We start from the raw sequence: 22,567 nt of genomic DNA on the forward strand, positions 1-22,567 counted from the left end.
GGAGTTCATTAGGGGGGTGCTTCTTCCCGGCTGTCCGGGTACCGTCCATCCTCGGATCCAACGCAGCGTTAAGGGCTGGATCCGCTGGGGAGTGAGGTGGGTGAGCGATGCCGTGGTGGTCGTGGCGCCCCGGTCCCGCTGACGGCGGTGAGCCGGATAGCCGGGGCAGGGCCACAGTGGAGGACACGGTCCGGGTCAGTCCGCCGGCTCCCCGACAACCGGGCGACAGCTACCCCGGAGTCGATCTTTCTCCGGTCGTGGACGCATCCCCCACCGTCGCACCGGTCACGCTCAGCCGGATCAGTGCCGTGCTCGACCAGCTCGACGTCCGCTACCTGTCCGACGGCGACGGAAACCTGCTGGCGATGTGGGAGCGGCACGCGGTCCTGGTCGCGCTCGAGGGCCCGGACGACGAGATTCTGGTACTGCGCGTTCGGCCGCATGCGACCGTCCCGCCGGATTGGGAGGATCGGGCCTACCGGGTGGTCAACGAGTGGAACCACACCCGTCGCTTCTGTAAGGCGTACATCGGAGATCCGTCCGAACGCGGCCAGCTTCCGATCTATGCCGAGCTGCAGGTGCCGTTCGCCGCCGGCGTGCACGACGCGCTCCTGGTCGAAATGATCGACTGCGGGGCGGCGGTAGCCACCAACTTCGTCGACTGGCTGCACGACGAAGGTGCCCTGCTCTGACCTGCCCCGCCCCGCTCGGACCGCCTGGGTCTTCTGGTCACGCCGAGGTGGCCGGGTCCTCCAGCGCGTTCACCATGAAGTACGCGGCCCGCTCCAGGTAGTCCCAGAGCGCGGTGGTGAGCTCCGGTGGTAGGTCCAGTCGATCCACGGCCTGCCGCATGTGCCGTAGCCAGGCGTCCCGTTCCGCCGCCCCGATCCGGAACGGTGCGTGCCGCATCCGCAGTCGCGGGTGTCCCCGCTGGGCGGAGTAGGTGTTCGGCCCGCCCCAGTACTGCATCAGGAACAGGGTGAGCCGCTCCGCGGCGGGCCCCAGATCCTCCTCTGGATACATCGGCCGCAGCAGCGGGTCGTCGGCGACGCCCGCATAGAACTCGTCCACCAACTTGCGGAAGGTGGGCTCGCCGCCAACCGCAGTAAAGAAACTCGTTGCGGAGGCGGGGTTGCCGGAATCACCTGCGGGATGCACGGGTCCATCCTGCCAGGTTTCGGTGGCCGTCCGCCGCTGGCCGGACGTGGGACGGGTCACGTACCGGCCCGCCTCCGGCCCGGTGCGGACACCGTGTTGCGATGCCGTTCCTGGGCGCCCTGCTGGCCCTCGCCCGGGATGTCGATCGGCTGGTCCCCAGGGCGGTCCGATCCCGACCGGGGGGCGGGCGGCGCCGGCGCCGGATCACGTGCGTCAGCTCCCGAAGCCGCCTCGATCGCGGCGTCAACGCTCGCCCGACTCGGCCACGACAGCACCGCGACGGTCATCAGTAGCACCCCGGCGCTGCTCCAGAGCCCGACCACGAGCGGGATGGAGAACCGATCGGCGAGCACCCCGGTCACCAGAACCGCCAGCCCCTGGATCACCTGCATGCCGGAGGCCATGACACCGAAGGCGCGAGCCCGGAAGCCGTCCGGCAGCACCCGGACGAACAAGCCGTTGGCCGTTGGCAGCAGCCCGGCGACGGCGAATCCGCACCCGGCGGCCAGCAGCGCCACCACCAGTGGTGACGGGTCGAGCAGGGTGGGAACCAGAAGCAGCGGAGCGAGCACTGCCAGCGGACGCATCAGGGCGATCCGGCGGGCCGGCGCGACCAGGCGGCCGACGATCAGGCCGCCAAGAATGTACCCGACCGGGACGGCGGCCATGATGATTGCCTGGGCGAGGCCTTTGTCCATGTCGTCGGCGTGCTGGCCGGCCCACGCCGCCGCGAGCCCTTCCGGGACGATGGAGAAGAGCATGGCGCTGAACACGAGGATCGCGATGGCGCGTAGCACGGGTTGGCCGAAGACCATCCGGAAGCCCTCGCCGGTCTCCCGCAGCAGGTGGCTGCGGTGCACAGCCTGCATCTCCGTTGGTCGGGCAGCCACCCCGAGACGGACCAGCGTGGCGGACACGGCGTAGGTCGCCGACGTGACCAGCAGGGCGAGGACGGGGCTGGCCGCAGCGATCGCCGCGCCGGCCAGGTAGCCAACCACCTGCGCGGCCTGGCCGACGCTGGCGATGATCGACATTCCGACCACGAGGCGGTCACCGGCCAGGATCCGTGGCAGCAGCGCCGACCGGGCGGCCTGACTCGGCGGGTTGGCGAGGGTGGCGGCGAAGAGGAGCGCCAGGACCAGCGGAGTCGGCATCCCGGGCACCGCGATGACGAGCAGCAGCACCATCCGGATCAGGTCGCAGGTGACCATCACGGCTCGGTGGGGATGCCGTTCGGCGACGGCCGCGAGCAGTGGACCGCCGACCAGCCAGGGCAGGTAGCTGATGGCGAATGCCGCCGCGGAGAGGGCTACCGACTCGGTCTCCCGATAGACCAGGAGGGTCACCGCAGCCTTCGCGAGGTAGTCACCAACCCAGGAGAGGACTCCGGCCGTCAGAACAAATCGGTACTCGCGCTGGGCGAACACCTCCCTGAAGGTGGCCGGACGGGTTGGAGAAGGTCGGCCGTTGGGCACATCGCCTCCATAGTTCCCGGACCAGGCACTGCTGATTGGCCGAGTCGGGAAGCATCGTCCGAATTGCCGACCAGCGAGGAGAATTCCTCCGCTGCCGGGGAGCTGTATCGGATTCTGCCGGATTCACTGGCAACCAGCCAGGGCGAAATGGTTGATCGTCGGATCGCCGACTGAACGAAAGGGGGATAGCCGGAGGGGTGCGTGACCGAAAGTGCTGCTTCGGTCACGGCGTGCTGCTGGCGCCGCCCACCCGGGACGCCTGCCCCGGCAGACCCGGGAACCGCGCCGCGGCGATCTTATCGGTAAAGCCGGAGTTCTCCAGTGCGCCGGCCAGCCGGCGACGCAGTTCCCGGCCGACGGCGAACTGACCGTCCGCCGTCGTCTTCACCACGGTCCGGATTACCGCGCCCTCCATCGTCATCTGCTCGACACCCAGCACCTCAGGCGGTTCGATGACCTCCGGGGCCAGGTCCGGGTCCACCGCGACCGATGCGGCCGCCTCCCGTAACACAGTTGTCGCCTCCTCGGTGCTGGCGAAGCCGATCGGCAGGTCCACCACGACCAGCGCCCAGCCCTGACTCTTGTTGCCGACCCGGATGATTTCTCCGTTGCGGATATACCAGAGGACTCCGCGTGCGTCGCGTACCGTCGTCACCCGCAGGCCGACCGACTCCACAAAGCCGGTCGCCTCACCGAAATCGACCGTGTCCCCGACGCCGTACTGGTCCTCGATCAGCATGAACAATCCGGCGATCAGGTCCTTCACCAGACTCTGCGCACCGAAACCCAGGGCCACCCCGACGATGCCGGCGCTGGCGAGCAGTGGCGCCAGGTCGAAGCTGAATTCCTTGAGCACCATCAACAATGCGATGCCGAAGATAAATGCCGTGGAGAGGCTGCGCAGTACCGAGCCGATGGCCTCGGTGCGCTGCCGACGCCGTTCCGGTACGAACTCACCCGGCTGGGTGTCCGAGGTCGGGATCCGCTCTCGCAACGGTCGCAGCATCGTGGGCATGCCCGCACTGCTGGTGCTGCGGACGAGTCGCCTGATGGCTCGGCTGATCAGCCATCGGGCTACCAGGGCCAGTACCAGAATCAGTGCGATCCGGAATGGCTTGATCAAAATCCAGTAGCTGCCCTCGGCGAACCACACCGCGCCGGTCAGGTCGTGTAGGGCGGCGCAGAGCGGCTCCTGGAGACACTCTGCGCTGGGCTCGTCGGTGGCAAGGAAGCCGGCGGTCGCGGCCGAAACAAGGGAGGCATCCACTCTGCCTTCGTACCGCAGTCGGCTTCGGTCGCCGCGCGCGGCCCGCCGGCGACCGGGAACCGCTATCGGGTGGGCCCGGGCCAGGTCCTCCCCAGAAAGCCTCCGGCGGGGTACCCCGGATTAACGCGTGCAATCCCGAGCCTTATCAGGGACGATTGGCGCACGGACGGCGATGATCTGGTGCGACGTCTGACCGGTGGGTCGCTGCGCCCGCTTCCGTCCGGTGGTGCTGGCGAGGGGCGCTGAACCGGAGGGGTGAGCGCGATGCCTGACATACGACCCACAGTGGGCTCCGGCGCGCTGGTCCTCAACGCCACCTACGAGCCCCTGTGCGTCGTGTCGGTCCGACGTGCGGCCATCCTGGTGCTCACCGCCAAGGCTGTCTGCGTCGCCGATGGTGATGGTGTCCTGCACAGTGCCCGCAACTCGTTGCCGGTCCCCTCGGTCGTGCGGCTCACCCGCTTCGTCCGGGTGCCTTTTCGGGCTCACGTCGGGCTCTCCCGGCGGGCAATCTTCGCGCGGGACGGGTGGCGGTGCGCCTACTGCCGGGGCCCGGCGGAGACCATTGATCACGTCCTCCCGCGGAGCCGCGGTGGTCGGCACTCCTGGGAGAACGTGGTGGCGGCGTGCGGCCGGTGCAACCACACCAAGGGTGACAAGACGCCGGCCGAACTGGGCTGGCGGCTCCCCGCCGCGCCAATGGCGCCGAAAGGCATCGCCTGGCGGGTACTCGGGCACCGACCTCCCGACCCGCGTTGGGTCGACTGGCTCGACCTGCGCGAGCCCGAAGCCGCCTGAGTCACGTGCGAGCCCGGAGCCGCCTGAGTCACATGCGAAACCGGAGCCACCGGCGAGCTCGGATCCGCCGGAGTGGCCTCGCCGGTGGCTCAGCCGCCCCGCGCCTCGACCAGGGAGGCGAAGACCACCACGTTGTCGGCGTAACCGGTCTGGCCCCCAACCCATCGACCGCCGCAGGTCACCAGCCGTAGGTTGGGTCGGTCGAAGTCCCCGAACACCTGGTCGGTCGGGAATCGTTCCTTGGCGAACCGCTCCACCGAGTTGACCTCGAAGACCGCGACCTGCCCATCGGTCCGGTCCACCTCGACCCGGTCGCCGGCGCGGAGGTTACGCAGCCCCTGGAAGACCGCCGGCCCGGTGTCGGTGTCCACGTGCCCGACGAGGACCGCCGGACCGTACTGCCCGGGCGTGGGACCCTGGTCGTACCAGCCCGCCTCCTGGGCGCGACCCGCGTCCGGCGCCGCGATGGTGCCGTCCGGTGCCAGCCCGACGCTGTGCACCGGGGCGGTGACGTCGATGGCATCGATCTCGACGGCGACCGGATCGCTCGCTGGTAGCACCGGGAACTTCTTCGGCGGTGGCCGCAGGCCGGCGGTGAACCGCTCCGGGAGGACGCTGATGCCGGTCACCTGTTCCACCCCGAGCATGGCGATGATCAGCATCATCAGGGCCCCGATGGCCAGTACGGGTATCCCGGGGCTGCGGGAGAACCCCAGCTGCCGCCGGGCCCGTACCCACCGCCGGCGCGGACGTGGGGGCAGTGGTTCGGTGGCCGGGTCGGTGGTGACGACGCTCGCCGCGGACGCCTGCCCGGCGGCTTGGCGTAGCCGGCGGGCGGTCCCGGCGGCCAGCCGAGCAGCGGCCGACACCGCCCGCCGGCTACCCGCGCGGACCCTTCCACGGTCCACCGCGCCGGCAGTATCCGCCGCCTGCTGCCGCCTGCGTCTGTCTGCTCGGGCCATGGTGGCGGTCGGGTCAGGCGCCGTTCCCGGTGCGACGGTTGCCGAAGAAGCCGAAGCCGATGGCCAGCGCCACCGCCACCACGCCCCCGGCCAGCAGGTAGGAGCCGGTGCGACCGACGGCGGTGCCGCCGCCACCGGTCGCCGGGCCCTTCGTCGGCTGGGACATGTTCAGCACCGTCAGTGTCGTGCTGGCGGTCTTGTTGTTCTCGCAGCGCAGGTCAACCCGGTAGTCGCCGGCCTCCTTGCTGCTCGGGATGGTGGCGTGGCCGGTGAGGAAGCCGTTGTCGGGTCGGAGGAAGACCTGGCCATCGAAGGCACCTGAGTGCACCGTCGCCTGACGGTTGTTGTCCCGGTCGCAGCTGGCCCGGAGGTCGACACGGGTGCCCGCCTGCGCCGGATTCGGCGTGACCTCGATGAAGGTGTGCTCGCCGGCACTGGCAGGTGCGCCCCCGAACAGGACGAACGCTGCTACCAGAGCCAGCATGGCGAGTACGCGATGACCCCGCATGATTCCCCCTCCCGGTGCCGACCACCGGACCCTCCCCGGGTACCGCGGCCTGCTTTCCCGCTGGTTTCCGGGCAAACCCTCGTGGGCGCTCGGCGGCCTTCCGGGCCAACCCGCGCGGGCACTCAGCGGCGGCGGCGGGAAGGGGCCGGTTCGCCGTCCGCGGAGCCAGCTGGTGTGACCGGACGCCAACCGAGTGGGGTGGAGAGCACCATCGTGCTGGACGGTTGGCCGTACGGAGCCAGGCGATCAATCACCGCCTCGAACTCCTCGATCGAGCCGGCGGTGACGGTCAGCATGCTGCACGCGTCGCCGGTGATCCGATGGATCTGCATGATCTCCGGCCAGCCCGTGATCTCCGGGCTGTTGAGGATGCAGCGGGCCCCATAGCAGGACATCCGGATCAGCGCGACCACCGTTCGCCCGGCTCGGGCTGGATCCACGTGTGCGTGGTAGCCGGTGATGACGCCGGATTCCTCCAGCCGACGTACTCGCTCGGCTACCGCCGGTGGGGAGAGGTGCACCCGTCGGGACAGCTCGCTGTACGACAGCCGGGCGTCGGCCTGCAGTTCACGCAGCAGGGCCCAGTCCATCTCGTCCACACTGGGAATCTTACGTTCTCTAACCAGATCTGGAGTATTGCCTTCGGTTTGGTAGGTGAACCGCTGCGACAGCCGTTGTCTCGGCATTCCACTGGTGCCGTCCGCCGCGACATCATGTCCGCTACCGCAGTACGGCCAGCTCGAGCGGAGGGAGCGGACTGGTGGAACGAACAGAGGTACGGGCGGCCACCCCGCCGGAGGTACGGCCGGTAACTCCGCGGCAACGCGCCACGCGAGCGGCCCGCAACGGCGGTGAGCCGACCCTGGAGTTCACCGGGCAGATTCCGTACGACGCCTACGTGCAGGCCAGTACCCTGCACCGGCTGCAGACTCCGCTGAGTAGTGACCCGGGCGAGATGTCCTTCCTCGTGACCAGCCAGATCATGGAGCTGTACTTCAATCTGACCTGTCACGAACTGCGCGAGGCCCAACGGCTGCTGCGGGCGGACCAGATTCCGGACACCCAGGCGCCGTTGCGTCGGGCCGCCCTGCACCTGGAAGGGCTGAACGCCGCCTGGCGGAGCCTGCGCTGGATGACTCCCGCCGACTTCAACCGGTTCCGTAACCTCCTCGGCGAGGGCTCCGGTTTCCAGTCGGCGATGTATCGCCACGTCGAGCTCCTGCTCGGCCTGCGCGATCCGGCCCTGATCCGCCCGTTCCGTCGGCAGGTCGAGGTGCATGCCGACCTGACCGCCGCCCTGAACGCCCCCAGCCTCTGGGACGACGTGCTCGCGCTGCTCGCCCGGCACGGTCACGACCTTCCTCCGGAGCTCCTCGGTCGGGACGTCGCCGAGGAGCACCAGCCGCATCCGGCGGTGGAGGCGGCCTGGGTGCGAATCTACGCCGCCCGCCCCGACGACCAGTTCCGGCTGCTCGGCGAGGCACTGACCGAGGTGGCCGAGGGGTTCGGCGACTGGCGCTGGCACCACGTCAAGGCGGTGCAGCGGACGATGGGCGCCAAGGTCGGCAGCGGTGGCTCCGCCGGCCTGGCCTGGCTGCAGCGGAGCATGGCCCGGGTGGTCTTCCCGGAGCTGTGGTCAGCCCGGACCGAGATGTGAGCGGGAGCGGAGCGAACGTATGCACCAGGAAGAGCTGAGCCAGGAGGAGAAGGCGGCGAACCGTCTGGACACCGCTGACCCCGGCCATCGGCACCTGTTCCACCTACCCCCGGCCGACGGCGGCCGTTTCCAGCAGGCGGCCTATCTGGCCGGGAACTCGCTGGGCCTGCAACCCCGGGCAACCAGGGACGAGTTGCTCGCCGATCTGGAGGCGTGGCGCCGGCTCGGGGTGGAGGGACACCTGACGGCCGGTCGACCGTGGCTGCCCTACCACGAGTTGCTGACCGGGCCGACCGCCCGGCTGGTCGGCGCCCGGCCGGCGGAGGTGGTGGTGATGAACTCCCTCACCGTCAATCTGCACCTGCTGATGGTGAGCTTCTACCGGCCGACCGGCACCCGTACCAGGATCGTCATCGAGGACAGCGCCTTCCCTTCGGACAGCTACGCCGTCCGGAGTCAGGCCCGGTTCCACGGCCTGGACCCGGATACCACGGTGCTACGCCTGGCTCCCCGTCCCGGTGAGGACACCCTGCGTACGGCCGACGTGCTTGACCTGCTCGCGGCGGAGGGGGACACGATCGCGTTGCTGCTGCTCGGGGGCGTCAACTACCTGACCGGCGAGCTGATGGAGATCCCGGAGATCACCGCCGCCGGTCGGGCTGCCGGCGCGGTGGTCGGCTGGGATCTGGCGCACGCCGCGGGAAACGTGCCACTGGCCCTGCACGACTGGGATGTCGACTTCGCGGCGTGGTGCTCCTACAAGTACCTGAACTCCGGGCCGGGCGGGCTCTCCGGGGTGTTCGTCCACGAGCGCCACCTCGCCGATCCGACGCTGCCCCGGTTCGAGGGCTGGTGGAGTACCGAGGCGGCTACCCGGTTCGAGATGTCGCCGGTTGCCCGACCACCGGCGACGGCGGAGGCCTGGCAGGTCTCCAACCCGCCGATCTTCGCGATGGGACCGGTACGCACGTCGCTGGAGCTCTTCGACTCGGTCGGCATGACGGCGTTGCGGGAGCGCAGTGTCCGGCTCACCGGCTACCTGGAGTGGCTGCTGGACCAGGTCACCCCGGGCCGGCCCCTGGCAGTGGTCACTCCGCGTGACCCGGCCCGCCGGGGCGCGCAACTGTCGGTACGGATCGGCACCGGGAGCGCCGCGGATCTGGCGAAGCGGTTGCGGTTGGAGCACGGGGTTGTCGCAGATGCGCGGGAGCCAGATGTTGTCCGCTTCGCACCGGTGCCGCTTTACTCGACGTACCACGATTGTTGGCGGGTGGCCGACGCGTTGGCCGCCACGGTGGAGGTTCATTGATGAGCACAGAGCGCGCTGAGGTCGCCGTCGTCGGTGCCGGACTCTCCGGCTGCCTGCTCGCTGCCTTCCTAGCCCGGCGGGGCTACCCGGTCGCCCTCTACGAACGCCGCCCCGACCCCCGGGCCGGTCGGGTTGAGCGTGGTCGCTCCATCAACCTGGCGCTCTCCGAACGAGGGCTGGACGCGCTGCGCCGGATCGGCCTGGACGCCCGGGTGCTGGCCGACGCGTTGCCGATGCGGGGCCGGATGATTCACCCGGTGGTCGGTGAGCAGCAGTTTCAGGGCTACAGCGCGGCCGGGGACCGGGCGATCAACTCGATCAGTCGGGGGGCGCTGAACAACGCCCTGCTGTCCGCGGCCGCCGCGTTGCCGGGCGTGCGGGTCGCCTTCGACCACCGGTTGGTCGACCTTGACCCAGCCACCGGAGAGATGACCTTTGAAACTCCACAGGGGAAGGTCACGGATGCGGCGTCGGTGGTCCTGGGCGCCGATGGCGCCGGTTCGGCGGTCCGTGGCCAGCTACTCGGCCACGGCCTGCTGCGGGAGAGCCTGGACTTTCTCGACTACGGCTACAAGGAGCTGACCATTCCGCCGGTGGGCGGGGCCTTCGCGCTCGACCCGGAGGCACTGCACATCTGGCCGCGGGGCACCTCGATGATGATCGCGTTGCCGAACCCGGACCGCTCCTTCACCTGTACGCTCTTCTGGCCCACCCACGGCACCGCGAGCTTCGCCTCACTGGGCAGCCCGGCGGCGATCGAGCGACACTTCGCGCAGCACTACCCGGACCTGCTCCCCCTCGCGCCGAACCTGGTTGACGACTATCTGCACAATCCGGTCGGAGTCCTCGGCACCGTCCGCTGTGACCCCTGGCAGGCGAACGGGAGAGTCGGGTTGCTCGGCGACGCGGCGCACGCCATCGTGCCGTTCTACGGTCAGGGCGCCAACTGTGCCTTCGAGGACGTGGTGGAGTTGGACCGCTGCCTCGACGAGTGTGCCGACGACTGGTCCGCCGCGCTACCGCTGTTCCAACACCGCCGGCAGGCCAACGCCGAGGCGATCGCCCAGATGGCGCTCGCCAACTTCGTCGAGATGCGCGACCGGGTCGCCTCGCCGCTGTTCCAGCTCAGCCGACGGGTGGAGCAGACGCTGGAGCGGGCGCTACCCGGCCGGTATGTGTCCCGGTACGAGTTGGTCTCCTTCTCGACCACCCCGTACGCGCAGGTACGCCGTCGAGTCCGTCGCCAGCACCAGCTGCTGGGGGCGGCGGCCGGTGGCGCGGCGGCCCTGCTGGCCGGTGTGGTCGGGGCCGCGCTCCGCCGAGGGCGGCGCAGATGACCCGGTGGGATGCGCGCCAGATGACGGGTCGGGCACCGGACGGGCCGGCCCTGCTGCCCAACTTCATCGCTGGTGAGTTCGTTGCCGCTGGTCGCCGCTTCACCAAGCACAGCCCGGTCACCGGGGAAGCGATCTTCGAGGTCGTGGCGGCGGATCAGGCCGGAGTGGACGACGCGGTGGCCGCCGCCCGTACGGCGCTGCGCGGACCCTGGGGCCGGCTCGGCGAACGAGAGCGCGCCGAGGTACTCCTCCGGGTCGCCGACGAGTTGGAGCGCCGCTTCGATGACCTGGTCACCGCCGAGGTGGCCGACACCGGCAAGCCGATCTCACAGGCTCGGACGCTGGACATCCCGCGCGGCGCGGCCAACTTCCGTGCCTTCGCCGAGATCGCCGCGACCACCCCGACCGAGTCGTTCAGCACCCGCACCCCATCCGGTGGCCGGGCGCTGAACTACGCGCTGCGCAAGCCGGTCGGCGTGGTCGCCGTGATCGTCCCGTGGAACCTGCCGCTGCTCCTGCTCACCTGGAAGGTCGCGCCCGCGTTGGCGTGTGGCAACGCGGTGGTGGTCAAGCCCAGTGAGGAGACACCCGCCTCGGCGACCCTGCTCGCCGAGGTGATGGCCGCGGCCGGCGTGCCCGAGGGCGTCTTCAACGTGGTGCACGGCTTCGGACCCGGCTCGGCGGGGGAGTTCCTCACCCGGCACCCCGACGTCGACGCGATCACCTTCACCGGTGAGTCGACCACCGGTGGAGCGATCATGCGGGCCGCCGCCGACGGGGTGAAGGCTGTCTCCTTCGAGCTGGGTGGCAAGAACGCCGGGCTGGTCTTCGCCGACGCCGACCTGTCGGCGGCGGTGGATGGCTCGGTGCGGTCCAGCTTCACCAACGGTGGCCAGGTCTGCCTCTGCACCGAACGCATCTACGTGCAGCGTCCGGTCTTCGCGGAGTTCACCGCCCGGCTGGCCGAGCGGGCCGCCGCGCTGCCGTTCGGGTGGCCCGTCGACGAGGCCACGATGAACATGCCGCTGATCTCGCCCACCCACCGGAAGAAGGTGCTCGGACACTACGAGCTGGCCCGTGCCGACGGGGCGGAGGTCCTCGCCGGCGGGAGTACGCCCCGCTTCGGCGACGCCCGCGACGGTGGCGCGTACATCCAGCCGACGGTGCTCACCGGGCTCGGCCCGGATGCGCGGACCAACCGGGAGGAGATCTTTGGCCCGGTCGTGCATGTGGCGCCCTTCGACGACGAGGAGGAGGCGTACGCGTTGGCCAACGGCACCGAGTACGGCCTGGCGGCGGCGGTGTGGACCCGGGACGTGGGTCGGGCCCACCGCGCCGGTGCCCGGTTGGACGCGGGGATCGTCTGGGTCAACACCTGGTATCTGCGTGACCTGCGTACCCCGTTCGGCGGGGTGAAGGCCTCCGGCGTCGGCCGCGAGGGCGGCATCCATTCGCTGGGTTTCTATTCCGAGCTCACCAACGTCTGTGTGGATCTGACATGACCGTCGACTACGAGACCGCCGCCCGGGAGCTCAGCGAGGCTCGGGAGAGCGGCAAACCCTGTCCTCCGCTGCGCGGGCGGCTCATCCCCGACGGCGACACTGACTCGGCGTACCTCGTGCAACAGGCGCAGGTGCGCCAGTGGCTGCGGCAGGGGCACCGGCGGGTCGGCGCCAAGATTGGTCTGACCTCTGCGGCCGTGCAGGAGAGCCTCGGCGTCTACCAGCCGGACTTCGGGGTGCTGACCGAGGCCACGGCGGTGCCCGACGGGGTGGAGGTGCCGCCTGGTCGGCTGCTCCAGCCCCGGGTGGAGGCCGAGATCGCGTTCGTGCTCGGCGCGGACCTGCCGGACGAGCGGATCACCACCGCCGACCTGACCCGGGCGGTAGATCACCTGCTACCGGCGATCGAGATCGTCGACTCCCGGATCGCCGGTTGGGATATCGCCATCGTGGACACCATCGCGGATAACGCCTCCAGCGGGCTGTTCGTGCTGGGCACCACGCCCCGCCGGCTCGCCGATGTGGATCTGCGTCTCGCCGGCATGGTGCTGGAGCAGGCCGGGGAACCGGTCTCGGTCGGTGCGGCGGCGGCCTGCCTCGGCAACCCGCTGCACGCGCTGGCCTGGCTGGCCCGGACCCTCGCCCGCTCCGGTGATCCGCTGCGGGCGGGCGACGTGGTGCTCTCCGGGGCCCTTGGCCCGTTGGTGCCGGTGACGCCCGGTGCCGCATATGAGGCGCGGATCTCCGGCCTCGGATCGGTACGTACCTGCTTCGCGAAGGAGGTCGAGGAGTGAGCGTCGGGGTGGCAGTGCTCGGTTCCGGGAATATCGGGACCGACTTGATGATCAAAGTTTTGCGGCTCAGCGACAGTCTGCGGATGGTCGCCTTGGCGGGCATCGATCCGGACTCCGACGGGCTGGCTCGGGCCCGGCGACTCGGCGTCACCACCACCGCCGAGGGGGTGGCGGGGCTCGTGGCGCTGCCCGAGTTCGCCGACGTGGCGCTGGTCTTCGACGCCACCTCGGCCGGGGCGCACCGACACCACGACGCCGTGTTGCGCGCCCACGGTCGGGCTGTGGTCGACCTGACCCCCGCCGCGGTCGGGCCGTACGTGGTGCCGCCGGTCAACCTGGACGAACACCTGCAGGAAGCCAACGTCAACATGGTCACCTGCGGCGGACAGGCGACCGTGCCGATCGTCGCCGCCGTCGCCCGGGTCACCCCGGTCGCGTACGGGGAGATCGTCGCCTCGATCTCCGCCAAGTCAGCCGGGCCGGGCACCCGGGCCAACATCGACGAGTTCACCGAGACCACCGCCCGGGCGATTGAGGTGGTTGGCGGCGCCGAACTGGGCAAGGCCATCATCGTGCTCAACCCGGCTGATCCGCCGTTGCTGATGCGGGACACCGTGTACTGCCTCTGCCCGGACCCGGACGCGGACCGCGCCGCGATCGCCACCGCCATCGCCGACATGGTCCGGGCCGTACAGGAGTACGTGCCCGGCTATCGCCTGAAACAGGATGTGCAGTTCGACCGGGTGGACAGCTACCTACCGGCGCTCGGTCGGCGCCTCACCGGCCTGCAGGTCTCGACGTTCCTGGAGGTCTCCGGGGCCGGGCACTACCTGCCCACGTACGCGGGCAACCTGGACATCATGACCTCGGCCGCGCTGCGCACCGCGGAGCGGCTGATCGCCCGGCGGGCGGTGCCGGCATGACCCAGCTCTACCTCCAGGATGTGACGCTGCGGGACGGGATGCACGCCATCGCCCACCGCTACACCGTTGACCAGGTTCGGACGATCGCCGCCGCGCTAGACGTCGCCGGAGTCGCGGCGATCGAGGTGGCGCACGGCGACGGGCTGGCCGGGTCGAGTGTCAACTACGGGCATGGTGCGGCGAGCGACGCGGAATGGATCGCGGCGGCGGCCGAGGTGCTGACCACGGCGCGGCTGACCACGCTGCTGGTGCCCGGGATCGGCACCATCGCCGACCTGAGGGCGGCGCGGGCGCTCGGCGTCACCAGCGTTCGGATCGCCACCCACTGCACCGAGGCCGACATCTCCGCCCAGCACATCGGTTGGGCGCGGGAGAACGGGATGGACGTCTCCGGGTTCCTGATGATGGCCCACATGAACGACCCGGCGGCGTTGGCGGCGCAGGCCAAGCTGATGGAGTCGTACGGGGCGCACTGCGTCTACGTCACCGACTCCGGCGGCCGGCTGCTGATGTCCGACGTGGCCGAGCGAATCGACGCCTACCGTCAGGTGCTCGAACCGGAGACGCAGATCGGCATCCACGCCCACCACAACCTCTCGCTCGGGGTGGCGAACAGCGTGGTGGCGGTCGAGCACGGCCGGGTCCTTGGGGATGGGCCGCTGGATGCGCCGGCCGGCCGAACCGTCCGGGTCGACGCCTCCCTCGCCGGGCAGGGTGCGGGCGCGGGCAATGCGCCGCTGGAGGTCTTCGTCGCGGTCGCCGAGTTGCACGGTTGGGAGCACGGCTGCGATGTCTTCGCGTTGATGGACGCGGCCGAGGACGTGGTCCGGCCGTTGCAGGACCGACCGGTACGGGTGGACCGGGAGACGCTCTCGCTGGGCTACGCCGGCGTCTACTCCAGTTTCCTGCGGCACGCCGAGCGGGCTTCCGAACGCTACGGCGTGGACGTCCGCTCGATCCTGGTCGAGTTGGGCCGGCGCCAGATGGTCGGCGGCCAGGAGGACATGATCGTGGATGTGGCGCTGGACCTGGCCGGCAAGGAGGAGACGTGATCGGAGCAGATATCGCCGAGATCGCCGGTCAACTGGTCGCGGCGGCCGACCGGGGTACGGCGATTGGCCAGCTCGCCGCCGAGACCGGGCTCGACGTCGATGCCGCGTACGCGGTGCAGGCCGAGTTGGTGCGGCGCCGGCTGGACCGGGGTGAGCGGCTGGTGGGCCTCAAGATGGGGCTGACCAGTAAGGCGAAGATGGCCCAGGTCGGGGTGGACGAGGTGATCTGGGGCCGGCTCACTGACCGGATGCGGGTCACCGACGGCGGGACCGTCTCGGTTGGAGACTTCATCCATCCCCGGGTGGAGCCGGAGGTGGCCTTCCTGCTGGACCGGCAGCCGGAGCCGGGCGAGCCGGTCGCGGAGTTCGCCACCGCGGTCCGCGCGGTCGCCCCGGCCATCGAATTGATCGACTCCCGGTACGCGGACTTCACCTTCTCCCTGCCGGACGTCATCGCCGACAACACGTCGGCGGGGGCCTTCGTGGTGGGGCCGTGGTGCCCCGTTCCGGACGGTCTGGACAACCTTGGGGTGCTGCTGGAGATCGATGGCCAGGTCGCCCAGGTGGGGTCGACCGCGGCGATCCTGGGTGACCCACGTCGCGCCTTCGACGAGGGGGTCCGCCTCGCCGGCCAGCATGGGGTGCGGCTTCACCCGGGCTGGGTCTTTCTGGCCGGCGCCGCGACGGCCGCCGTCGTGCTGCGACCCGGCGCGCACGTCCGTGCCGTGGTGGAGAAGCTCGGCGCCGCGTCGCTGCGGGCGGCGGCGTGACCGGCGGGGCGCCACCGGCGCTGGACCCCGGTGGGCGGGCAGCCGCCCGGGTCGTGGCCGGGAAGGCCGTGCCGCGTGGGGCCTTCCCACACGTCAAGGTGGCCGGTGGTTTCATCTTCGTCTCCGGCACCTCCTCCCGCCGCCCGGACAACACCTTCGCGGGTGTCGCCGTTGACGAGTTCGGTACCACCAACCTCGACATCCGGGCCCAGACCCGGTCGGTGATAGCGAACATCCGGGATCTACTCAAGCCGGTCGGTGCCGGGCTGGCCGACCTGGTGCAGGTGACCAGCTACCTGGTCAACATGAACGACTTCGGTGGCTACAACGAGGTGTGGGCGGAGTTCTTCGACGCGAGCGGGCCGACTCGGACCACCGTGGCGGTCCACCAGCTACCGCACCCGCACCTGTTGATCGAAATGCAGGCCGTCGCCCTGCGCCCCGAAGGAGGTCCGTTGTGAGCGAGATCGCTGAGCCGTTCAGCTTCCCCGGCTGGGTCGTGGACAACCAGCACCTGCTGAAGCCACCGGTGGGCAACAAGGAACTACTCCCCGGCAGTTCCGACTTTATCGTCATGGTCGTCGGCGGGCCGAACCAGCGCACCGACTATCACGTCGAACCCTACGAGGAGTTCTTCTACCAGATCAAAGGAGACATGCACGTCAACCTGATGCTCCCGAACGGGCCACAGACGGTGCACATTCGCGAGGGGCAGATGTGGATGCTGCCGCGCGGAGTTCCGCACTCGCCGCAGCGTCCGGAGGCCGGGTCGATCGGTTTGGTGATCGAGCGGATCCGCGAGGAGGGCACCCTGGAACGGTTCCAGTGGTACTGCCCCGAGTGCGCCAACAAGGTGCACGAGGTGGAGTTGCAGGTCCGCGACATCGCCGCCGACCTGCCCCCGGTCTTCGCCACCTTCTACGCCGACGAGGCGGCGCGGACCTGCGACCAGTGCGGCACGCTGCATCCGGGCAAGGGCTGATGGGTATCCCCGTTATTGACGTGCACTCACACGCCGTACCGCGGGGTTGGCCGGACCTCGCGGCGGCCTGCGGTGGCTCTGGCTGGCCCTGGCTGCGGGTCGACTCCGAGCGCGCCGCGATGATCATGGTCGGCGAGATGGAGTTCCGCCCGGTCGGCGCGGAGTGCTGGGACCCGGCGATCCGGGTGGCGGACATGGCCGCCGACGGTGTCGACGTGCAGGTGGTCTCGCCAACGCCCGTCTTTTTCTGCTACGACCGCCCGGCCGCCCAGGCGGCCAGGGTGGCTCGGATCTTCAACGACCGCATGCTGGAGATCACGGCCGCCGGAGACGGCCGGCTGGTTCCGTTCTGCCAGGTGCCGTTGCAGGACCCGGAGGCCGCCAGCGCCGAGCTGGACCGCTGTCTCGCCGCCGGGCACGCCGGGGTGGAGATCGGCAACCACGTCGGCGATCTTGACCTGGACGACAGCGGCGTCGCCGAGTTCCTCACCCACTGCGCCGAGGTCGGCGCGCCGGTCTTCGTCCACCCGTGGGACATGCCCGGCGGGCCACGGCTGGATCGGTGGATGGCGCGGTGGCTGACCGGGATGCCGGCCGAGACCCACCTGTCAGTGCTGGCGATGATCCTTGGCGGGGTCTTCGACCGGGTGCCGGAGACGTTGCGGATCTGCTTCGCGCACGGCGGTGGCAGCTTTCCGTTCTGGCTGGGCCGTGCGGACAACGCCTGGCACCGTCGCGGCGATCTGGTCCGTGGCGCCTCGGTCCGGCCCCCCAGCTCGTACGTGGACCGGTTCTTCGTCGACTCGGTGGTGTTCGAACCGGCGGCGCTGCGGCTGCTGGTCGACACGATCGGCGTCGACCAGGTGCTGCTCGGCAGCGACTATCCGTATCCACTGGGGGAGCGGCCGGTCGGTGCGGTCGTGCACCGCTCCGACTTCCTCACCCCGGACCAACGGGCCGGCCTGCTCGGCGGCAACGCGCTGCGTTTTCTCGCCGCCGGGGGGCAGGGTGAACCCACCGCGGCCGACCCGTACGGCCTGTCGGTGCGGCGGCCCGATCGGGCAGCGGGCAGGATTACGGCATGACCGAGCCGCACGATCTGACCGCACTGGAGCAGGCTGCCGCGATCGCCAGCGGCGATCGGACCAGCCGGGAACTGGTCGAGCACCACCTGACCCGGGTGGCGGCGCTCGGGGACACCGTGGGTGCGTTCGTCACCGTGACCGCGGAATCGGCCCTCGCTGCCGCTGATGCGGCGGACGCCGTTCCGCGCACGGTCCGCGGGCCATTGCACGGCGTGCCCACAGCGATCAAGGATCTGACCCTCACCGCCGGCGTGCGCACGACCTTCGGCTCCGCGGCCTTCGCCGATTTCGTACCGCCGGTCGACGCGGACGTGGTCCGATTCATCCGGGCCGCTGGCCTGGTCAGCCTCGGCAAGACCACCACCTCCGAGTTGGGCTGCTCGCTCTACTCCGAAGGGCGGGTCGCCCCGCCGGCCCGCAACCCGTGGGATCTCGCCTACACCGCCGGCGGCTCCAGCGGTGGTGCGGCGGCCGCGGTGGCGGCCGGTCTCCTTCCGGTGGCCCAGGGCTCCGACGGCGGCGGCTCGCTGCGTATCCCGGCCTCGTTGTGCGGGTTGGTCGGTTACAAGCCCAGCCGTGGGGTGGTCTCCGGCGGTCCGGTCGGCTTCGGTGCGTACGGCCTGCCGACCAGCGGCCCGATCGGGCGGACCGTGGCCGACGTGGCCGCGTTGCTCGACGTGTTGGCTCAGCCGGTTCCCGGTGAGCCCTACCTGGCGCCGCCACCGCCGGCCGGGGGCTGGCTCGCGGCGACCCGGACCGCCACGCCGGGCCGGCTGCGGATCGGTCGCTTCACCACCCCGATGCTCGCCGATGAGCCCGTCCACCCGGACTGTGTCGCCGCCGTGGACCAGGCCGCCGACCTACTCACCGCCGCTGGGCATGAGGTGGTCGAGGTGCCGCCGCCGTTGACGCCGACGGCGTGGCCGCTGTTCGAGACCGTCTGGTACGTGCTCTCGCTCGCCCCGGTGCCGCCCGAGCGGGAGCGTCAGCTACTGCCGTTGACCCGGTTGCTGCGGGAGCGCGGGACGGCGATCTCCGCTGCCAGCCTCACCGCCGCGCTCGGTGAGCTCCAGGCGCAGGTCCGGCTCGGGATACGCCGGACCGCCGGCTGCGATCTGCTGCTCTGTCCCACTCTCGCCGCACCGCAGGCGCCGGTGGGCTGGTTCACCGATGTTCGTGACCCGGCGGACGACTTTGACCGCCAACGTCGGTTCTCACCGTATTGTGCAATTTTCAATGTCACGGGTGACCCCTCGGTGTCGCTCCCGGTGGGTACCACCGCCGACGGACTACCGGTCGGGGTCCTCCTCAGCGGCCGGCAGGGCAACGATGCGCGGCTGCTCGCCGCCGCCGCCCAGCTGGAGCAGCTCAGTGGGGGGTGGGATCGCCACCCCGCAATCTGGCGGGCGGTTGGCTCCGCTAACGTGAATACCACAAGCGGAGTCGGGGAATCGTCTACCTGACCGTCCACCCGACCCGGATTCCTGGTCTCTCTTTCGCCTGGGGGCGTTGGGATTGTCTGTAACCGATACGTTGCTGGTCTTCGTCGGAATCCCGGCGGTAGCAGCGCTGGTGATTGCTGGTGTGGCATACGCCGCCAGCAGCCGCGGCGCTGGTGGCGGTGGCAAGCGCTACCGGCCCGGCCGGCCCTTTGACTTCACTCCGGTCTGGTTCCTGAGTACTCCGGAGGAGCTGGCCGACTCGGCGGGCACCGCACTGACGGCCGGCGCCCAGGCGCCCGCGTTGACGGGCCGTAAGCAGGAGCAGGCCGGCCAGCAGGCGCCGGTCGGTGGAACCGGAGGCGCAAGTGACCGTTGGTGAACTGCAGTCGTCGTCCGAGACGGCGGCCCCGCCGGAGTTGGACGGCCCGTTCTCGACCCGTCAGCTGCTCCGCGTTGACGAGGCCATGCGCCTGGCCGACCAGAGCACCGGGCTGACCTTCTCGATTTTCGTCGGTGGACTCGACGAGCCGGTCCGGGAAGACGCCGAGCGGCGGCACCGCCAGCTCGCCGACCCCAACCGGTCGGTCCTGATCGCGATCTCACCGAACCAGCGGCAGCTGGAGATCGTCACCGGCCAGCACGCCCGTCGGCGCATCCCGGACACGTACGCGCGGCTCGCCGCGCTGTCGATGGTGGCAGCCTTCGGGGGCGGCGACCTCACCGGTGGCATCGTCACCGGCCTGGACCAGCTGGCCAGTCACGCCGGTAAGGGCTGCTGACCCGCGGTAGGCACTCGGCCCGGGGTCGGTGTGTGGGCGAACGCTCCACACCGACCCCGGGCCGTTGCGTGTCAGCCGCTTCGGGCGTCCCGCGCCCGGGCCTTGAGAGCCCGGACGACGCCGTCGCGGCCCTCGGCGACCAGCCGCCGCAGCGGTGCCGATTGGCCCACACCGGCCAGCCACCCGTCGGTCGCCGCCACGGTCTCCTCCTCGACCAGGTACGCCGGGTACGCCAGCAGGGCGAATTCCTGCGCCGGCTCACTGTCCCGGCTGGCCCAGACCTGCGCGATGGTGGCGAAGTACCGCTCCCGGTAGGGACGGACCAGCTCGACCTGCGTCGGGTGGGCGAAGCCCCGCAGCAGCGCGCGGTGCCGCCAGTTCGGCAGCGGCTCCGGACCGGTCAACCGGGCCCAGACGGCTGCCTTGTTCTCCGGCGTGGGCACGAGCGCGTGCGCCAACGCGGCTTCCCGCTCGCCACTGGCGGTGCGGTCGGTGGCCAGCTCCGCCTCGATGTCGTCGGGGCCGGCCGCGCCGTTGGCCACCAGCGCGGTAAGCACCGTCCACCGCAGCTCGGTGTCCATCCGCAGCCCGGACGGGACCCCGTTCCCCTCCAGCCAGCCACGCAACGTCGCCAGGTCCTCAGCCGAACGACCGGCGGAGGCGTACGCCCGAGCCCAGGCGAGCTGGAAGCCGCTGCCCGGCTCGGCGGTGGCGAGGGCGGTCTTCGCGGTCCGGGCCAGGTCGGCCCAGCCACTCGGTGCCCACGTCGGGTCGGCGTAGAAGGTGAGGGCGGTGGTGACCTGCCGCAGGGTGGCGGTGACCAGGTTGATGTCGGTCTCGGCGGGGAGGCCGGCGAGCACCAGCGCCACATAGTCGCGGGCGGCCAGCTCGGCGTCACGGATCATGTCCCACGCGGCAGTCCAGCACAGCGCCCGCGCCAGCGACGACTCGAAGCCGGTGATGTGCTGCACCACGGTGGCCATCGACCGCTCGTCGAGCCGCAGCTTGGTGTAGGTCAGGTCGTCGTCGTTGAGTAGCAGCACGTCCGCGGCGGGAACCCCGGCCAGCTCGGGCAGCTCCGTCGTCTCGCCGATGACGTCGACCTCCAACCGCTCGCGGCGGACCAGCCGGCCATCGGTGCGGTCGTAGAGGCCGACCCCGATCCGGTGGGTACGCAGGGTCGGGTGGTCGGCCGGCGCCTCCTGGCGGACCACGACCCGCTGGTAGTTGCCGTCGGGGCCGATCGTCAGCTCCGGGCGCAGCGTGTTCACCTGGGCGGTCTCCAGCCACTGGGCGGCGAACTTGCGCAGCTCCCGCCCGGAGGCCGTCTCCAACTCGGAGAGCAGGTCGTCGAAAGTGGCGTTACCCCAGGCATGCTTGCGGAAGTACGACCGGAGCCCGGCCCGGAACGGCTCCTCGCCCACGTACGCGACGAGCTGCTTGAGCACGCTCGCGCCCTTGGCGTACGTGATCCCGTCGAAGTTGACCTCGACCGCCTCCAGGTCCGGCATCTCGCAGTAGACCGGGTGGGTGGAGGAGAGCTGGTCCTGTCGGTAGCCCCAGTTCTTCCGGACGGAGAGGAAGGTGGTCCACGCCTCGGAGAAGCGGGTCGCGTGGGTGTTGCACCAGTGGCTGGCCCACTCGGCGAACGACTCGTTCAGCCAGAGGTCGTTCCACCAGCGCATGGTGACCAGGTCGCCGAACCACATGTGTGCCAGCTCGTGCAGAATCGTGTTGGCGCGCTGCTCGTACTCGAAGTCGGTGACCTGCGACCGGAAGATGAACAGCGACTCGGCGTGCGTGACACAGCCGAAGTTCTCCATCGCGCCCGCGTTGAAGTCCGGCACCCAGAGCTGGTCGTACTTGGGCAGCGGGTACCGAATGTCGAACTGGTCGTGGAAGAAGTCGAAGCCCTGCTTCGTGATCAGGAAGAGATCGTCGGCGTCCAGGTACTGCGCCATCGAGGCGCGAACGAAGACACCCAGGTCGATGCCGTCGTGGCTGTCCCGCACCTCGTGGTAGGGCCCGGCGCAGAGCGCGGTGATGTAGGTGCTCATCCGCACCGACTCCACGAAGTGGACCGTCTTGCGGCCCTCGCCGGCCGGCTCCTCCCGCTCCACCGGCATGTTGGAGACGACCTTCCAGTGCTCCGGCACGGTGGCGTGCCAGGTGTAGACACTCTTCAGGTCGGGCTGGTCGAAGGCCGCGTAGACCCGTTGCGCGTCCGCCGTCTCGAACTGGCTGTAGAGGTAGGTCTCGCCGTCGACCGGATCCACCGTGCGGTGTAGCCCCTGACCACTGTTGGAGTACGCGAAGTCCGCGTCCACCACGAGGGTGTTCTCGGCGGCCAGGTCGGGCAGGGTGAGCCCCGCCTCCGCCGACCAGCCACCCAGCTCCAGGGAGGTGCCGTTCAGGGTGGCCGACCGGACCGAATGTGCGGCGACCTCGATGAAGGTACTCGCACCCGGCTCACTGCACCGGAATCGGACCTCGGTCCGGGACCGGAACGTGTCGCCTTCGGCCTGCACGGCGCTCGACAGGTCCAGGTTGATGTCGTACCCGGTCACGTCGAGTAGCCGGCTTCGCTCGATGGCCTCCGCCTGCGTCAGGTTGCGCACTCCCGGCACTGTTCGTCTCCATCTCTCGTCTCACCGCACGTCGACCGCGGCGTCGTCGGGCAACCGCTCGTAGCGGTCACGCGAGTCGAGTCTTACACGCACCCAGGCCGGTGGGTGGGACAGGTCACGGTCTCCTTCCGTGTTGTGCC

At 70.3% G+C, this 22,567-nt stretch carries 23 protein-coding genes; 16 read left to right on the top strand and 7 right to left on the bottom strand.

All coding sequences use genetic code 11. The features are described 5' to 3' along the window. Positions 1–107 precede the first annotated feature (107 nt). The gene (locus B118_RS0113185) at positions 108–692 is read left to right on the top strand and encodes a type III secretion system chaperone family protein (RefSeq protein ID WP_026185746.1); all 585 of its coding nucleotides are present in this window, start codon (positions 108–110) and stop codon (positions 690–692) included. A 37-nt stretch (positions 693–729) separates the two neighbouring features. On the opposite strand, the gene B118_RS0113190 is transcribed toward B118_RS0113185, so the two are convergent. The 3 genes from B118_RS0113190 to B118_RS0113200 form a co-directional block, all read right to left on the bottom strand. After that, the gene (locus tag B118_RS0113190; RefSeq protein WP_018222956.1) at positions 730–1,218 is read right to left on the bottom strand and encodes a globin; all 489 of its coding nucleotides are present in this window, start codon (positions 1,216–1,218) and stop codon (positions 730–732) included. After that, complete coding sequence (locus B118_RS0113195) at positions 1,215–2,585, bottom strand: MFS transporter (protein WP_050592806.1); 1,371 nt, start codon at positions 2,583–2,585, stop codon at positions 1,215–1,217. The genes B118_RS0113190 and B118_RS0113195 overlap by 4 nt, the downstream gene beginning before the upstream one ends. Positions 2,586–2,856: 271 nt before the next feature. Beyond that, entirely contained in the window at positions 2,857–3,900 is a 1,044-nt protein-coding gene (locus B118_RS0113200) for a mechanosensitive ion channel family protein (protein ID WP_028192882.1), read from the bottom strand. A 264-nt stretch (positions 3,901–4,164) separates the two neighbouring features. Here B118_RS0113200 and B118_RS0113205 point away from each other — a divergent pair, with 264 nt between their 5' ends. Next, complete coding sequence (locus B118_RS0113205) at positions 4,165–4,698, top strand: HNH endonuclease (RefSeq protein ID WP_026270860.1); 534 nt, start codon at positions 4,165–4,167, stop codon at positions 4,696–4,698. 89 nt (positions 4,699–4,787) lie between these two features. Here the strand turns inward: B118_RS0113205 and B118_RS0113210 are convergent, their stop codons facing one another. From B118_RS0113210 to B118_RS0113220, 3 genes are all read right to left on the bottom strand, one after another. Continuing rightward, a complete protein-coding gene (locus B118_RS0113210; RefSeq protein WP_026270859.1) occupies positions 4,788–5,660 on the bottom strand; it encodes a class F sortase in 873 nt (290 codons plus the stop codon). 13 nt (positions 5,661–5,673) lie between these two features. Next, a complete protein-coding gene (locus tag B118_RS0113215; protein WP_026185750.1) occupies positions 5,674–6,144 on the bottom strand; it encodes a hypothetical protein in 471 nt (156 codons plus the stop codon). 146 nt (positions 6,145–6,290) lie between these two features. Beyond that, positions 6,291–6,767, bottom strand: a complete 477-nt coding sequence (locus B118_RS0113220) for an Lrp/AsnC family transcriptional regulator (RefSeq protein WP_018222962.1) — start codon at positions 6,765–6,767, stop codon at positions 6,291–6,293. A gap of 161 nt (positions 6,768–6,928) precedes the next feature. Here B118_RS0113220 and B118_RS0113225 point away from each other — a divergent pair, with 161 nt between their 5' ends. Genes B118_RS0113225 through B118_RS0113290 form a run of 14 tightly spaced genes read left to right on the top strand, consistent with a single transcriptional unit; the run spans position 6,929 to position 19,800 of the window. Beyond that, positions 6,929–7,825, top strand: coding sequence for a tryptophan 2,3-dioxygenase (locus tag B118_RS0113225; RefSeq protein ID WP_018812233.1), 897 nt, complete (start codon positions 6,929–6,931; stop codon positions 7,823–7,825). Positions 7,826–7,844: 19 nt separating this feature from the next. Next, positions 7,845–9,134 carry a kynureninase gene (kynU, locus tag B118_RS0113230; protein WP_018222964.1) on the top strand — a complete coding sequence of 430 codons (1,290 nt, stop codon included), beginning with the start codon at positions 7,845–7,847 and terminating at the stop codon, positions 9,132–9,134. Beyond that, positions 9,134–10,471 carry an FAD-dependent oxidoreductase gene (locus tag B118_RS0113235; RefSeq protein ID WP_018812231.1) on the top strand — a complete coding sequence of 446 codons (1,338 nt, stop codon included), beginning with the start codon at positions 9,134–9,136 and terminating at the stop codon, positions 10,469–10,471. The genes kynU and B118_RS0113235 overlap by 1 nt, the downstream gene beginning before the upstream one ends. A gap of 20 nt (positions 10,472–10,491) precedes the next feature. Then, positions 10,492–11,973 (top strand): 2-hydroxymuconic semialdehyde dehydrogenase, encoded by a 1,482-nt coding sequence (locus B118_RS0113240; protein WP_026185751.1) that lies wholly within the window; start codon positions 10,492–10,494, stop codon positions 11,971–11,973. Further along, positions 11,970–12,767: a 2-keto-4-pentenoate hydratase gene (locus tag B118_RS0113245; protein WP_018222967.1), complete on the top strand. Its 798-nt coding sequence runs from the start codon at positions 11,970–11,972 to the stop codon at positions 12,765–12,767. Before B118_RS0113240 ends, B118_RS0113245 begins: the two co-directional genes overlap by 4 nt. Continuing rightward, on the top strand, positions 12,764–13,690 hold the full coding sequence (locus tag B118_RS0113250) for an acetaldehyde dehydrogenase (acetylating) (protein WP_018812229.1): 927 nt from the start codon (positions 12,764–12,766) through the stop codon (positions 13,688–13,690). The genes B118_RS0113245 and B118_RS0113250 overlap by 4 nt, the downstream gene beginning before the upstream one ends. Continuing rightward, positions 13,687–14,742, top strand: coding sequence for a 4-hydroxy-2-oxovalerate aldolase (gene dmpG, locus B118_RS0113255; protein WP_018222969.1), 1,056 nt, complete (start codon positions 13,687–13,689; stop codon positions 14,740–14,742). Before B118_RS0113250 ends, dmpG begins: the two co-directional genes overlap by 4 nt. Then, positions 14,739–15,512: a 2-keto-4-pentenoate hydratase gene (locus tag B118_RS0113260; protein ID WP_028192883.1), complete on the top strand. Its 774-nt coding sequence runs from the start codon at positions 14,739–14,741 to the stop codon at positions 15,510–15,512. The genes dmpG and B118_RS0113260 overlap by 4 nt, the downstream gene beginning before the upstream one ends. Next, on the top strand, positions 15,509–15,973 hold the full coding sequence (locus B118_RS0113265) for a RidA family protein (protein WP_018222971.1): 465 nt from the start codon (positions 15,509–15,511) through the stop codon (positions 15,971–15,973). The genes B118_RS0113260 and B118_RS0113265 overlap by 4 nt, the downstream gene beginning before the upstream one ends. Beyond that, the gene (locus tag B118_RS0113270) at positions 15,970–16,494 is read left to right on the top strand and encodes a 3-hydroxyanthranilate 3,4-dioxygenase (protein ID WP_018222972.1); all 525 of its coding nucleotides are present in this window, start codon (positions 15,970–15,972) and stop codon (positions 16,492–16,494) included. Before B118_RS0113265 ends, B118_RS0113270 begins: the two co-directional genes overlap by 4 nt. After that, positions 16,494–17,579 (top strand): amidohydrolase family protein, encoded by a 1,086-nt coding sequence (locus B118_RS0113275; protein ID WP_026185752.1) that lies wholly within the window; start codon positions 16,494–16,496, stop codon positions 17,577–17,579. The genes B118_RS0113270 and B118_RS0113275 overlap by 1 nt, the downstream gene beginning before the upstream one ends. Next, a complete protein-coding gene (locus B118_RS0113280; protein ID WP_018812227.1) occupies positions 17,576–19,042 on the top strand; it encodes an amidase in 1,467 nt (488 codons plus the stop codon). The genes B118_RS0113275 and B118_RS0113280 overlap by 4 nt, the downstream gene beginning before the upstream one ends. 46 nt (positions 19,043–19,088) lie before the next feature. Then, positions 19,089–19,400 carry an aa3-type cytochrome oxidase subunit CtaJ gene (ctaJ, locus tag B118_RS0113285; protein WP_475245615.1) on the top strand — a complete coding sequence of 104 codons (312 nt, stop codon included), beginning with the start codon at positions 19,089–19,091 and terminating at the stop codon, positions 19,398–19,400. After that, positions 19,387–19,800 (top strand): DUF5130 family protein, encoded by a 414-nt coding sequence (locus B118_RS0113290; protein ID WP_018222976.1) that lies wholly within the window; start codon positions 19,387–19,389, stop codon positions 19,798–19,800. Before ctaJ ends, B118_RS0113290 begins: the two co-directional genes overlap by 14 nt. Before the next feature lie 71 nt (positions 19,801–19,871). On the opposite strand, the gene pepN is transcribed toward B118_RS0113290, so the two are convergent. Continuing rightward, positions 19,872–22,418 carry an aminopeptidase N gene (gene pepN, locus B118_RS0113295; RefSeq protein ID WP_018222977.1) on the bottom strand — a complete coding sequence of 849 codons (2,547 nt, stop codon included), beginning with the start codon at positions 22,416–22,418 and terminating at the stop codon, positions 19,872–19,874. Positions 22,419–22,567: the final 149 nt, after the last annotated feature.

The sequence above is a fragment of the Salinispora pacifica CNR114 genome, from assembly GCF_000514775.1.
Classification (GTDB): Bacteria; Actinomycetota; Actinomycetes; order Mycobacteriales; family Micromonosporaceae; genus Micromonospora; species Micromonospora pacifica.

Excerpts from the sequence above, each read along its gene's own strand:
- B118_RS0113240 (WP_026185751.1), top strand. The coding sequence starts at position 10,492 with ATGACGGGTCGGGCACCGGACGGGCCGGCCCTGCTGCCCAACTTCATC.
- kynU (WP_018222964.1), top strand. The coding sequence starts at position 7,845 with ATGCACCAGGAAGAGCTGAGCCAGGAGGAGAAGGCGGCGAACCGTCTG.
- B118_RS0113215 (WP_026185750.1), bottom strand. The coding sequence starts at position 6,144 with ATGCTGGCTCTGGTAGCAGCGTTCGTCCTGTTCGGGGGCGCACCTGCC.
- B118_RS0113185 (WP_026185746.1), top strand. The coding sequence starts at position 108 with ATGCCGTGGTGGTCGTGGCGCCCCGGTCCCGCTGACGGCGGTGAGCCG.
- B118_RS0113280 (WP_018812227.1), top strand. The coding sequence starts at position 17,576 with ATGACCGAGCCGCACGATCTGACCGCACTGGAGCAGGCTGCCGCGATC.
- B118_RS0113210 (WP_026270859.1), bottom strand. The coding sequence starts at position 5,660 with ATGGCCCGAGCAGACAGACGCAGGCGGCAGCAGGCGGCGGATACTGCC.
- B118_RS0113235 (WP_018812231.1), top strand. The coding sequence starts at position 9,134 with ATGAGCACAGAGCGCGCTGAGGTCGCCGTCGTCGGTGCCGGACTCTCC.
- B118_RS0113245 (WP_018222967.1), top strand. The coding sequence starts at position 11,970 with ATGACCGTCGACTACGAGACCGCCGCCCGGGAGCTCAGCGAGGCTCGG.
- B118_RS0113275 (WP_026185752.1), top strand. The coding sequence starts at position 16,494 with ATGGGTATCCCCGTTATTGACGTGCACTCACACGCCGTACCGCGGGGT.
- B118_RS0113205 (WP_026270860.1), top strand. The coding sequence starts at position 4,165 with ATGCCTGACATACGACCCACAGTGGGCTCCGGCGCGCTGGTCCTCAAC.
- dmpG (WP_018222969.1), top strand. The coding sequence starts at position 13,687 with ATGACCCAGCTCTACCTCCAGGATGTGACGCTGCGGGACGGGATGCAC.